The following is an 11,706-nucleotide window of genomic DNA, read 5'->3' as shown; positions in this document are numbered from 1 at the left end:
CACAGGAGTTTCATGTGGGGGAAGAGTGATCTGACTAGATGAGGAAGAACTTACCGATGGCTTGTTTCCGCCGGATTTCACAGCTCTTCCACAGCCGGCGCGGGGCGGTTCGGCCCGCTGTCCCGCCGCTATGACGTACGGCGCAGTGCGCGCACTCCGCGCAACCCGATGCCCCCGATGACCGTCCCCAATACGAAGGACACGACGGCCAGCGTCAGGTGGATCCAGAAGTACGCCGTGGGATGCCCGTCGTCGAAGGCGAGTCCGCTGCCGTCCTTGACGAGGTTTTTGACGAAAGTGATCCAGATGAACCAGCTCCACACCCCGAACGCGAGCAGGAACCAGGAGACCGGACGGCTGAGCTTCATGGAGTCAGTATCGCCCGCCGCTGTCCGGTTCCGGTTCCGGGGTGGAGTCGGTGACGGGACTTCCCCCTCCGCGGCAGGTACGTTCTCGTCCGTGCCCGCTCCGAAGCCGAAGGCCAGCCGCGCGCTGCTGGTCCTCTCCGCCGCCCTGCTGTCCCTGTCGTCCACCGCGCCGGCCGCGCTCGCCGCGCCGACACCCTCCACCACTCCGTCGGCCACTCCCCCGGCGGGCATGTCGACGGTGGGCGGCACCCGGCTGGGGCAGCCCGGTACCCAGGTGAACCTGGCCGACGGGGTGCCGGTGCTGCCGAAGGACGTCACGGGGCGGTCCTGGATCGTCTCCGACGCCGAGTCGGGCGAGGTGCTCGCCGCGCACAACGCACACTGGCGGCTGCCCCCGGCGAGCACCCTGAAGATGCTGTTCGCGGACACCGTGCTGCCCCGGTTCCCGAAGTCGACCCCGCACACGGTGGTGCCGGCCGACCTCGCGGGCATCGGCGCCGGTTCCAGCATGGTCGGGATAAAGGAGGGCCAGACCTACACGGTCCGCGACCTCTGGCTCGGGGTGTTCCTGCGCTCGGGCAACGACGCCGTGCACGTGCTGTCCGCGATGAACGGCGGGGTCGAGCAGACGGTGAAGGACATGCAGGACCACGCGGAGGAGCTTCAGGCGCTGGACACCCACGTGGTGAGTCCGGACGGCTACGACCAGCCGGGGCAGGTGTCGTCGGCGTACGACCTGTCGCTGTTCGCGCGTTCCGGGCTGCAGAAGAAGGACTTCCGGGAGTACTGCTCGACCGTGCGGGCCAGTTTCCCGGGCGACACGACGAAGAACGCGAAGGGCAAGTCGGTCCGCGGGTCCTTCGAGATCCAGAACACCAACCGGCTGCTGAGCGGGGACACCGACATCCCGGTCTACCAGGGCATCGCGGGCGTGAAGAACGGCAACACCACCAACGCGGGCGCCACCTTCACCGGGGTCGCCGAGCGGAACGGCCGGGTGCTGCTGGTCACCGTGATGAACCCGGAGAAGAAGGAGCACAACGAGGTCTACAAGGAGACCGCCCAGCTGTTCGACTGGGGGTTCCAGGCGGCCGGCAAGGTGACTCCGGTGGGCGAACTGGTGCCGCCCAGGGGCGCGGTGACCTCCGGTGCCTCGCCGCGGGCCACGGACGTCGGCAAGGACGCCGACACGAGCTCGAAGCCGGTGGCCGCGGCCTCCGCGCAGGGCTCCGGCGGGGTCGGGGTGGCGCTGGGGATCGCGGGCGGCGCGGTGGTGCTGCTGACGGTCGCGGCGTTCCTGGTCAACCGCCGTTGGCCGCTGCCGGATCTGGTCCGCCGGCGGACTCGCCCCTGAACTCGGCGGTGGTCTCCTCCGCCGTCCAGGCGGCGCAGTACAGGACGATCCTGGCCGTGAAGTTGATCCACAGCAGCAGGGCCACCGGGACGCCGAACGCGCCGTACATGCTTTTGCCGGCGACGCCCTGGATGTAGCCGCTGAGCAGCAGCTTGAGGAGTTCGAAGCCGACCGCGCCGATCAGGGCCGCGACCAGCAGGCGGCGGCGCGGCGGTTCGACGCCGGGCAGCAGGGTGAGGACGTAGAGCAGGAGCAGGAAGTCGGCCGTCACGGCGACGGCGAAGGCGGCGGTACGGAGCAGGAGGCTGCCCCAGCTGTGTTCGGCGATGCCGAGCTGCCGGGACGTCCAGCCGACCGCCGCCGAGGCGACGGTGGAGACGGCGAGCGTGACGAGCACGGCGCCGCCGAAGCCGACCAGGATGACGCCGTCCTTGGCCTTGGCGAGGATCGGGTTCTGCTCCTGGTCGGGCAGCTGCCACACCGCGCGCAGGCAGTCCCGCATCTGGCCGACCCAGTTGATGCCGGTGAACAGCAGGACGGCGCCGGCGATCAGGCCGACCGTGCCGGCGTTCTGCACCAGGGAGTGGATGTCCAGCTGGTCGGAGATGCCGGGCACCTGGTCGGCGATCTTCTTCTGGAGGTCCTGCTGCCGGGACTCGCTGAGCGTGGCGGCGCCGATCGCGGCGCCCACGGTCAGCAGCGGGAAGAGCGAGATGAAGCTGATGAAGGTCATGGCGGCGGCCAGCCGCGACCACTTCACCTCGTCGAGCCGCTCGTACGACCGCCACACGTGCGTCGTCATCAGCCAGCCCACGAGGGGGCCGACGACGGGAAGTCTTCTCAGCCAGTCCATGATCCGACTCTGCCCCCTCCGCGGAACACCAATGTCCGGGTACCCCAGAAGCGCAGGATCGTGGCCAGCGCCATGCCGACGACCGCGCCGGAGACGGTGTCGGCGCGCTGCGAGGTGAGGCCGAGCCCGTAGTGGCTGACGGTGAGGCAGAGCAGCTGGACGAGGGCGCCGGCGAGGTTCACGGCGACGAAGACGGCGTAGGCCCGCGCGCCGGTTGCGCGGGCGTGGCGGTAGGTGCCGCAGGCGTTGCCGAGGTAGGCGACCGTGCAGCCGGCCACGAAGGACAGCGACTTGGCGGTGAGCGGGTCGAGGGCGGCCGGCCCGCGCAGCCAGCTGAAGAGGCCGAGGTCGGCCGCGTAGGCGAGCAGCCCGACGGTCGCGAAGCCGATCAGCTCGCGCGCGGGCGCGGTCACCAGTGGGCCACCGCGAGGCCGTACATGGCCAGCCACGCCAGGCCGATCAGGGCGAGCGCGCGGTCGCGCAGGACGACGTCCTCGGGTTCGCCTGCGGTGCCGCGGTCGGCGAAGACGGCGTACCGGAGGATCGCCAGGATGAAGGCGACCATGGACAGCTGGCGCCAGGGCAGCAGGCCGGCGCCGGGTCCGTCGCGGCCCTCCAGCGCCCACAGGCAGTAGGCGAGGACGGCGACCCCGGCGGCCAGCTGCCAGACGAAGCGGAGGTAGCCGGTGGTGTACTCGGTGAGCAGCGCGCGCGTGGCGCCGGCTTTTCCGGCCATCTGCACGGCCTCGGAGTAGCGCTTGGCCGCCACCATGAAGAGCGCGCCGAAGCCGGTGGTGATCAGGAACCAGCGGGACAGCGGGATGCCGAGGGCGACCCCGCCGACCATCGCCCGCATCAGGAAGCCGGTGGTGACGACGACGAGGTCGACGACCAGGACGTGCTTCAGGGCGACGCAGTAGGCCAGTTGCATGCCCAGGTAGGCGGTCAGGAGGACGGCGACCAGGGGCGGGGCCAGCCGGGCCGCGAGCAGGGGCGCGAGGACGGCCAGGAGGCCGCCGACGGCGTAGGCGACGGGGACCGGGACCTGGCCGGCGGCGACGGGGCGGTGGCACTTGACGGGGTGGGCGCGGTCGGCCTCGGCGTCCCGGGCGTCGTTGATCAGGTAGACGGCGGCGGCGCAGGCCGTGAAGAGGGCGAAGGTCAGGGCGAGGCGGCCGAGGGCGGGCACCGAGAAGAGCCGGCCGGCGGCGGCCGGGGCGGCGACGACGAGGGTGTTCTTGACCCACTGCTTGGGGCGGGCGGTCTTCAGCAGGCCCGTGAGCAGGCCGCCGGGGGTGACCCGCGCGCGTGCCGTCGCGTGGGCCCGGGAGGGGTGGCCGCGCTGTTCGCGCAGAGTCGTTTCTGCAGCGCCCGTCGCCGACGCCGTTTCGGCGACCCCTTCCGCGGCGGCGTGCGCGGTCTCGGTCACGCCGTGCCTCCGCTCATCCAGCGCGCCCCGGCGCGGGCGGTGAGCGCCCCGAGGGCCGCGCCCGCCGCCACGTCCGTCGGGAAGTGCACGCCGACGACCAGCCGGGACAGGCACATGGCGGTCGCGAGCGGCGCGAGGGCGGGCACCCCGAGCGCCCCGAAGGCGACCGCGGCGGCGGTCGCGGAGGAGGCGTGCGAGCTGGGGAAGGAGTGCCGGCCCGCGGTGCGCATCCGGGGCCGGACATGTGCGGGGCGCGCCCGGCGTACGACCCGTTTGACGCCCATGCTGCCGAGGTGCGCGACCGCGACGAGCGCCGTGCCGCGCAGCCAGGCGCCGCGCCGGGCGCCGTCCACGGCGGCCCCGGCGAGGCCGGCCGCGAGCCAGAGCGCGCCGTGCTCACCGGCGAGGGAGAGACCACGCGCGGCCGACGCGACGCGTGGATCGGCACCGCAGGCGTGCAGCGCGGAGAGGATCCGGTGGTCCATGTCGTCCATTGGACTCACTGTTCACCCTCATCCCGCCAAAGCTACGACCATATTGAGCGACATTCGGATAATCACCCGTTTCGGGGAGTCAGGCGATCTCCCGTGGCCAATAGCGCTAATTACCCATAACGGGCGTTACGGTCGCCGTATGTCTGGAGAGACCGTCCCCGTCACCGGCTGGGGCCGCACCGCCCCCACCGCCGCCCGCCTGATCCGCCCCCGGACCTATCAGGAGGCGGCGGACGCGATCCGGAACTGCGGGGCGCGCGGCGGTATCGCGCGGGGCCTCGGCCGGGCCTACGGGGACGCGGCGCAGAACGCCGGCGGTGCCGTGCTCGACATGACGGGCCTGGACCGCGTCCACGCCATCGACGCCGACGGCGGCACCGTGCTGTGCGACGCCGGGGTCTCGTTGCACCGCCTGATGGAGGTGCTGCTGCCGCTCGGCTGGTTCGTCCCGGTGACCCCGGGGACCCGCCAGGTGACGGTGGGCGGCGCGATCGGCGCCGACATCCACGGCAAGAACCACCATGTCTCGGGATCCTTCTCCCGTCACGTGCTGTCCTTCGAACTCCTCACCGCGGACGGCCAGGTCCGCACGGTGAGCCGCGGTACCCCGCTGTTCGACGCGACGGCCGGCGGCATGGGTCTGACCGGAGTGATCCTCACGGCGACCGTCCGCCTCCTCCCCGTCGAGACGTCGTACATGTCCGTCGACACCGAACGCGCCGCCGACCTCGACGACCTGATGGCCCGGCTGACCGGGACCGACCACCGCTACCGCTACTCGGTCGCCTGGATCGACCTGCTCGCGCGCGGGGCGGCGACCGGGCGCGCGGTGCTCACCCGCGGCGACCACGCGCCCCGGGAGGCGCTCGCCGGGAACTCCCGCGCCGGGCGCGCCCCGCTGGCCTTCCGCCCCCGCGAGCTGCCACCCGCCCCGGCCTGCTTCCCCGAAGGCCTCCTGGGCCGCACCACCGTCGGCCTCTTCAACGAACTCTGGTACCGCAAGGCACCCCGCGCCCGCACCGGCCAACTCCAGCGCATCTCCGCGTTCTTCCACCCCCTGGACGGCGTCCCGCACTGGAACCGCGTCTACGGCCGGGCCGGCTTCGTCCAGTACCAGTTCGTCGTCGGACACGGCCAGGAGGCCGCCCTGCACCGGATCGTGGCCCGGATCTCGGAGCGCCGCTGCCCGTCCTTCCTGGCCGTCCTCAAGCGGTTCGGCGAGGCCGACCCCGGCTGGCTCTCCTTCCCCGTGCCCGGCTGGACGCTCGCCCTCGACATCCCCGCCGGGCTGCCCGGCCTCGGCGCCTTCCTCGACGAACTCGACGAGGAGGTCGCGACCGCCGGCGGTCGCGTCTACCTCGCCAAGGACGCCCGGCTCCGCCCCGACCTGCTCGCCGCGATGTACCCACGACTCACCGAATTCCGCGCCCTGCGCGCGGAGTTGGACCCGCGCGGGGTCTTCGTCTCCGACCTCTCCCGCCGCCTCGGTCTCTAGCCCTCCTCCAGCCCTCAGGAGTTGCCGTGAAGGACGCCTTCGGAATGCCCCAGTCCCTGCTCGTCCTCGGCGGTACGTCGGAGATCGCGCTGGCCACCGCGCGCCGGCTGATCGCCCGCCGCACCCGCACGGTCTGGCTGGCCGGCCGCCCCTCCCCCGCCCTCGAACAGGCCGCCGAGCAGCTGCGCGCCCTCGGCCCCGACGTCCACACCGTCCCCTTCGACGCGCTCGACCCCGAGTCCCACGAGAGCACCCTCGGCAAGGTCTTCGCCAACGGCGACATCGACCTGGTCCTGCTCGCCTTCGGCATCCTCGGCGACCAGGCGACCGACGAACGCGAACCGGTCAACGCCGTGCGCGTCGCCCAGACCAACTACACGGGCGCCGTCTCGGCGGGCCTGGTCTCCGCACGGGCCGTGCAGACCCAGGGCCACGGCTCCCTGGTCGTCCTCTCCTCGGTGGCCGGGGAACGCGCCCGCCGCTCCAACTTCATCTACGGCTCCAGCAAGGCGGGCCTGGACGCCTTCACCCAGGGGCTGGGCGACGCCCTGCACGGCACCGGCGTGCACGTGATGGTCGTACGGCCGGGGTTCGTCCGCACCAGGATGACGAGCGGCCTGGAGGAAGCCCCCCTCGCCACGACCCCGGAGGCGGTGGCGACGGCGATCGAGCTGGGCCTGCGCAGGCGCTCGGAGGTGGTGTGGGTACCGGGGGCACTGCGGGTGGTGATGTCGGCACTGCGGCACGCACCGCGTTCGGTCTTCCGAAGGCTGCCGATCTAGTTCCGGCCCGCGGGAACGCGCCCCTTCAGGGGCGCGGGGCTGTATTCGATATGCGGCTGCCGCCGCGTGGGCGCGACCAGCCCCCACCGCCCCGCGGCCTACCGACCGGCGACACTCCCCTGCTCCACATGCCCCACCTGAGGAGGAACGACAGAACCCCCGAACGCGTACTCGCGCAGCTTCCGCCACACCCCGTCCGCCCCCTGCTCGTACAACGCGAACCCCATGCACGGCCACTCGGCCTCGAAGTCCGCGAGCTCGGCGAACGCCCGGTCCATCGCCGCCTCGTCGATCCCGTGCGCGACGGTCACATGCGGGTGGTACGGGAACTGCAGCTCACGGTCGAGCGGCCCGGACGCGTCCCGCACCCGCTGCTGCAACCACGCGCAGTCGTCCGCGCCCTGGACCACCCGGACGTACACCACCGGCGACAGCGGCCGGAACGTCCCCGTACCGCACAGCCGCATCGGGAACGGCCGGCCGACCGCGGCGACCTCGCCCAGGTGGGCTTCCACGGCGGCCAGCGCCTCCGCGTCGATCTCCGTCGGCGGCAGCAGGGTCACGTGCGTGGGGATGCCGTGGGCCGCGGCGTCGCCGAAGCCCGCGCGCCGCTCCTGGAGCAGGCTGCCGTGAGGCTCCGGGACCGCGATCGACACGCCGATCGTTACGGTCCCCACGTCATCTCCCGTCGGTCGTGGTGGGCGGACGCATGTCGGGTTCGTACCCGGGCGTCCGTCTATCGACTGTACGGCCACGGCCGCCTCGCGGGCAGCCGTGGCCGAAGTGATGTGCAGCGCTTCGTTTCGCGCCGTGTCCGGCTCAGTGCTTGGCGGGCAGGAAACCGACCCGGTCGTAGGCCTGGGCCAGGGTCTCGGCGGCCACGGCACGGGCCTTCTCCGCGCCCTTGGCGAGGATCGAGTCGAGGGTCTCCGAGTCGTCCAGGTACTGCTGGGTGCGCTCCCGGAACGGGGTGACGAAGTCGACCATGATCTCGGCGAGGTCCGTCTTGAGGGCGCCGTACATCTTGCCCTCGTACTCCTGCTCGAGATCGGCGATCGACTTGCCGGTGAGGGTGGAGTGGATGGTGAGCAGGTTGGAGACGCCCGGCTTCTGCTCGGCGTCGTAGCGGATCACGGTGTCCGTGTCGGTGACCGCGCTCCTGACCTTCTTCGCGGTCGCCTTCGGGTCGTCCAGGAGGTTGATGAGGCCCTTCGGCGTGGACGCCGACTTGCTCATCTTGATCGCCGGGTCCTGGAGGTCGTAGATCTTCGCCGTCTCCTTGAGGATGTACGGCTTCGGGATGGTGAAGGTCTCGCCGAACCGGCCGTTGAAACGCTCGGCGAGGTCACGGGTGAGCTCGACGTGCTGGCGCTGGTCCTCGCCCACGGGCACCTCGTTGGCCTGGTAGAGCAGGATGTCGGCGACCTGGAGGATGGGGTACGTGAACAGGCCGACGCTCGCGCGGTCCGTGCCCTGCTTGGCCGCCTTGTCCTTGAACTGGGTCATCCGGCTGGCCTCGCCGAAGCCGGTGAGGCAGTTCATGACCCAGGCGAGCTGGGCGTGCTCGGGGACGTGGCTCTGCACGAAGAGGGTGCAGCGGTCCGGGTCCAGACCGGCCGCGAGCAGCTGGGCGGTGGCGAGCCGGGTGTTGGCGCGCAGGTCGGCGGGGTCCTGCGGGATCGTGATCGCGTGCAGGTCGACGACCATGTAGAAGGCGTCGTGGGTCTCCTGGAGGGCCACCCACTGGCGGACGGCGCCGAGGTAGTTGCCCAGGTGGAACGAGCCGGCGGTGGGCTGGATGCCGGAGAGCACGCGAGGTCGATCTGAGGCCATGCTCACCATTCTCTCAGAGAGCTCGGGTGGTTTCGGTGCGTGGGGAACTGCGGGCCGGTGGGGGTCGTTCGCGCAGTTCCCCGCGCCCCTTACAGGGCGCTTCAGCCGAGGTCGATCTCCGGGTACAGCGGGAAGCCGGCGACCAGGTCGGTCGCGCGCTGGGCGATCTCCGTGGAGACCTTCTCGTCGAGGACGTGGGAGGCCTTGGACGGGGCGCCCGACTTCGTCGTGCCCGGCTCCGTCGCCGTCAGGACGCGGTCGATCAGGCCCGCGACCTCGTCCATCTCCGCCGTGCCCAGGCCGCGCGTGGTCAGCGCCGGGGTGCCGATGCGGATGCCGGAGGTGTACCAGGCGCCGTTCGGGTCGGCCGGGATCGCGTTGCGGTTGGTGACGATGCCGGAGTCGAGGAGGGCCGACTCGGCCTGGCGGCCGGTGAGGCCGTAGGAGGACTCGACGTCGATCAGGTTGAGGTGGTTGTCGGTGCCGCCCGTGACCAGGGTGGCGCCCCGCCGCATCAGGCCCTCGGCCAGCGCGCGCGAGTTGTCGACGATGCGCTGGGCGTAGTCCTGGAAAGAGGGCTGCCGGGCCTCGGCGAGGGCGACGGCCTTGGCGGCCATGACGTGCGGGAGCGGGCCGCCGAGGACCATCGGGCAGCCGCGGTCGACCTGGTCCTTGAGGGAGTCGTCGCACAGGACCATGCCGCCGCGCGGGCCGCGCAGCGACTTGTGGGTGGTCGTGGTCACGATCTGGGCGTGCGGGACCGGGTCGAAGTCGCCGGTCAGGACCTTGCCGGCGACCAGACCGGCGAAGTGTGCCATGTCGACCATGAGGGTCGCGCCGACCTCGTCGGCGATCTCCCGCATGATCCGGAAGTTCACCAGGCGCGGGTACGCGGAGTAGCCGGCGACGACGATCAGCGGCTTGAAGTCACGGGCCTGGGCGCGCAGCGCGTCGTAGTCGATCAGGCCGGTGGCCGGGTCAGTGCCGTAGGAGCGCTGGTCGAACATCTTGCCGGAGATGTTCGGGCGGAAGCCGTGGGTGAGGTGGCCGCCGGCGTCCAGGGACATGCCGAGCATCCGCTGGTTGCCGAAGGCCTGGCGCAGCTCGGCCCAGTCGGCCTCGGAGAGGTCGTTGACCTGGCGGGCGCCGGTCTTCTGGAGGAAGGGGACCTCGACGCGGTCGGCGAGGACGGCCCAGAAGGCGACCAGGTTGGCGTCGATGCCGGAGTGCGGCTGGACGTACGCGTGCCGGGCGCCGAACAGCTCACGGGCGTGCTCGGCGGCGAGCCCCTCGACGGTGTCGACGTTGCGGCAGCCGGCGTAGAAGCGGCGGCCGATGGTGCCCTCGGCGTACTTGTCGCTGAACCAGTTGCCCATCGCGAGCAGGGTCGCCGGGGAGGCGTAGTTCTCGGAGGCGATCAGCTTGAGCATCTCGCGCTGGTCGGCGACCTCCTGGCCGATCGCGTCGGCGACCCGCGGCTCGACCGCGCGGATCACGTCGAGGGCGGCGCGGTAGGCGGTGGACTCGGTGGACAGGGGCGCGGACTTGTCAGTCATTCGGGACCTCCGGAGATGGCGTTCGGCATTCACGGTTCGGCCCAGGCGCACGGCACTCGGTCACGACGCGGGCCGCTCCCCGATGGTCCGTCCCATCCCAGCGCGCCAGTCACGGCCCGTGGATCACATTACCGGGCACGCCGGGCCCGAGGGCCGTGGCGTCCACCAGTCGGTCAGGGGCAGAGGGTAGGAAAGGGGGCAATCCCGCCGCGCCATCTGGAGTCGCCGTGACCCGTACGGAAGCCCTCGTCGCCGCCGCCGACGCGCACAGCGCGCACACCTACGACCCGCTGCCGGTGGTGATCGCGACGGCCGACGGCGCCTGGGTGACGGACGTCGAGGGGCGTCGGTACCTGGACTTCCTGGCCGGGTACTCGGCGCTGAACTTCGGGCACGGCCACCCGCGGCTGGTCGCGGCGGCGAAGGCGCAGCTGGAGCGGGTGACGCTGACGTCGAGGGCGTTCCACCACGACCGGTTCGCCGCGTTCTGCACGGAGCTGGCCGAGCTGTGCGGGAAGGAGATGGTGCTGCCGATGAACACGGGCGCGGAGGCCGTGGAGACCGCGGTGAAGACCGCCCGGAAGTGGGGGTACCGGGTCAAGGGCGTGCCGGCCGGGAGGGCGAAGATCGTGGTGGCGGGCGGGAACTTCCACGGCCGTACGACGACCGTGATCAGCTTCTCCACGGATCCGGAGGCCCGGGCGGACTACGGGCCGTACACGCCGGGCTTCGAGATCGTCCCGTACGGCGACCTCACCGCGATGCGGGCCGCGGTGACCGAGAACACGGTCGCGGTGCTGCTGGAGCCGATCCAGGGCGAGTCGGGGGTCGTCGTGCCGCCCGAGGGCTATCTGACGGGGGTGCGGGAGCTGACCCGGGAGCGGGACGTGCTGTTCGTCGCGGACGAGATCCAGTCGGGGCTGGGGCGGACCGGGCGGACGTTCGCGTGCGAGCACGAGGGGGTCGTACCGGACATGTACGTCCTCGGGAAGGCGCTGGGCGGCGGGGTGCTGCCGGTGTCGGCGGTGGTGGCGGACGCGGAGGTGCTCGGGGTGTTCCGGCCCGGGGAGCACGGGTCGACCTTCGGGGGCAATCCGCTGGCCTGCGCGGTGGCTCTGGAGGTGATCGCGATGCTGCGGACCGGGGAGTTCCAGGAGCGGGCGGCCGAGCTGGGCGACCTGCTGCACGGGCGCCTTGCGGAGATGACCGGGAGCGGGCGGGTGACGGCCGTACGGGGGCGGGGGCTGTGGGCGGGGGTGGACGTGGATCCGGCGGTGGGGTCGGGGCGGGCGGTGGCGGAACGGCTGATGGAGCGGGGGGTGCTGGTGAAGGAGACGCACGGGGTGACGGTGCGGGTGGCTCCGCCGTTGACCGTCGGGGAGGAGGATCTGGAGTGGGGGGTGGAGCAGCTGTGGGAGGTTTTGAGCGCGCCGTAGAGGGGGCCGAGCGGGTTGGTACGCGGCTGCGGGCCGGTGGGGGTTGTCCGCGCAGTTCCCCGCGCCCCTTACGGGGCGCTCCTGTGCGGGGCGCTCCTGTGCGGGG

At 72.0% G+C, this 11,706-nt stretch carries 12 protein-coding genes and 1 riboswitch; of the genes, 4 read left to right on the top strand and 8 right to left on the bottom strand.

Annotated features, from left to right (window positions below; translation table 11 throughout):
- Positions 1-128: 128 nt before the first annotated feature.
- Positions 129-368, bottom strand: a complete 240-nt coding sequence (locus AB0D74_RS27180) for a hypothetical protein (RefSeq protein ID WP_362592205.1) — start codon at positions 366-368, stop codon at positions 129-131.
- A 91-nt stretch (positions 369-459) separates the two neighbouring features.
- On the opposite strand from AB0D74_RS27180, the gene AB0D74_RS27175 reads away from it, so the two are divergent.
- Positions 460-1,722: a D-alanyl-D-alanine carboxypeptidase gene (locus AB0D74_RS27175; RefSeq protein ID WP_362592202.1), complete on the top strand. Its 1,263-nt coding sequence runs from the start codon at positions 460-462 to the stop codon at positions 1,720-1,722.
- Here the strand turns inward: AB0D74_RS27175 and AB0D74_RS27170 are convergent.
- From AB0D74_RS27170 to AB0D74_RS27155, 4 genes are all read right to left on the bottom strand, one after another.
- Positions 1,670-2,575, bottom strand: coding sequence for a YihY/virulence factor BrkB family protein (locus AB0D74_RS27170; protein ID WP_362592199.1), 906 nt, complete (start codon positions 2,573-2,575; stop codon positions 1,670-1,672). The two genes, AB0D74_RS27175 and AB0D74_RS27170, sit on opposite strands and share 53 nt — an antisense overlap.
- On the bottom strand, positions 2,563-2,988 hold the full coding sequence (locus AB0D74_RS27165) for a GtrA family protein (RefSeq protein ID WP_362592196.1): 426 nt from the start codon (positions 2,986-2,988) through the stop codon (positions 2,563-2,565). Before AB0D74_RS27165 ends, AB0D74_RS27170 begins: the two co-directional genes overlap by 13 nt.
- Positions 2,985-3,929 carry a decaprenyl-phosphate phosphoribosyltransferase gene (locus AB0D74_RS27160; protein WP_362592284.1) on the bottom strand — a complete coding sequence of 315 codons (945 nt, stop codon included), beginning with the start codon at positions 3,927-3,929 and terminating at the stop codon, positions 2,985-2,987. Before AB0D74_RS27160 ends, AB0D74_RS27165 begins: the two co-directional genes overlap by 4 nt.
- Positions 3,930-4,000: 71 nt before the next feature.
- The gene (locus AB0D74_RS27155; RefSeq protein ID WP_362592193.1) at positions 4,001-4,498 is read right to left on the bottom strand and encodes a phosphatase PAP2 family protein; all 498 of its coding nucleotides are present in this window, start codon (positions 4,496-4,498) and stop codon (positions 4,001-4,003) included.
- Between the two features lie 139 nt (positions 4,499-4,637).
- Between AB0D74_RS27155 and AB0D74_RS27150 the strand changes: the two genes are divergently transcribed.
- On the top strand, positions 4,638-5,993 hold the full coding sequence (locus AB0D74_RS27150; protein ID WP_362592189.1) for an FAD-binding oxidoreductase: 1,356 nt from the start codon (positions 4,638-4,640) through the stop codon (positions 5,991-5,993).
- A gap of 26 nt (positions 5,994-6,019) precedes the next feature.
- Positions 6,020-6,775 carry a decaprenylphospho-beta-D-erythro-pentofuranosid-2-ulose 2-reductase gene (locus tag AB0D74_RS27145; protein WP_362592186.1) on the top strand — a complete coding sequence of 252 codons (756 nt, stop codon included), beginning with the start codon at positions 6,020-6,022 and terminating at the stop codon, positions 6,773-6,775.
- Positions 6,776-6,873: 98 nt separating this feature from the next.
- On the opposite strand, the gene AB0D74_RS27140 is transcribed toward AB0D74_RS27145, so the two are convergent.
- From AB0D74_RS27140 to AB0D74_RS27130, 3 genes are all read right to left on the bottom strand, one after another.
- Positions 6,874-7,452 carry a 2'-5' RNA ligase family protein gene (locus tag AB0D74_RS27140; protein WP_362592184.1) on the bottom strand — a complete coding sequence of 193 codons (579 nt, stop codon included), beginning with the start codon at positions 7,450-7,452 and terminating at the stop codon, positions 6,874-6,876.
- Between the two features lie 142 nt (positions 7,453-7,594).
- Positions 7,595-8,608 (bottom strand): tryptophan--tRNA ligase, encoded by a 1,014-nt coding sequence (gene trpS, locus AB0D74_RS27135; protein WP_362592180.1) that lies wholly within the window; start codon positions 8,606-8,608, stop codon positions 7,595-7,597.
- 101 nt (positions 8,609-8,709) lie between these two features.
- Positions 8,710-10,164: a glycine hydroxymethyltransferase gene (locus AB0D74_RS27130; protein ID WP_362592178.1), complete on the bottom strand. Its 1,455-nt coding sequence runs from the start codon at positions 10,162-10,164 to the stop codon at positions 8,710-8,712.
- 32 nt (positions 10,165-10,196) lie between these two features.
- Positions 10,197-10,287: riboswitch (ZMP/ZTP riboswitch) on the bottom strand.
- Between the two features lie 104 nt (positions 10,288-10,391).
- Here AB0D74_RS27130 and rocD point away from each other — a divergent pair.
- Complete coding sequence (gene rocD, locus AB0D74_RS27125; RefSeq protein ID WP_362592175.1) at positions 10,392-11,600, top strand: ornithine--oxo-acid transaminase; 1,209 nt, start codon at positions 10,392-10,394, stop codon at positions 11,598-11,600.
- The last annotated feature ends 106 nt before the right edge of the window (positions 11,601-11,706 follow it).

The organism is Streptomyces sp. NPDC048278 (genome assembly GCF_040652195.1).
GTDB lineage: Bacteria > Actinomycetota > Actinomycetes > Streptomycetales > Streptomycetaceae > Streptomyces.
The sequence above is the reverse complement of the archived record's forward strand: the minus strand, read 5'-3'. Positions and strand labels throughout refer to the sequence as shown.

Bases quoted from the DNA above. Each gene is read 5' to 3' on its own strand.
- AB0D74_RS27180 (WP_362592205.1), bottom strand. From the start codon at position 368: ATGAAGCTCAGCCGTCCGGTCTCCTGGTTCCTGCTCGCGTTCGGGGTG.
- AB0D74_RS27170 (WP_362592199.1), bottom strand. From the start codon at position 2,575: ATGGACTGGCTGAGAAGACTTCCCGTCGTCGGCCCCCTCGTGGGCTGG.
- AB0D74_RS27155 (WP_362592193.1), bottom strand. From the start codon at position 4,498: ATGGACGACATGGACCACCGGATCCTCTCCGCGCTGCACGCCTGCGGT.
- AB0D74_RS27150 (WP_362592189.1), top strand. From the start codon at position 4,638: ATGTCTGGAGAGACCGTCCCCGTCACCGGCTGGGGCCGCACCGCCCCC.
- trpS (WP_362592180.1), bottom strand. From the start codon at position 8,608: ATGGCCTCAGATCGACCTCGCGTGCTCTCCGGCATCCAGCCCACCGCC.
- AB0D74_RS27130 (WP_362592178.1), bottom strand. From the start codon at position 10,164: ATGACTGACAAGTCCGCGCCCCTGTCCACCGAGTCCACCGCCTACCGC.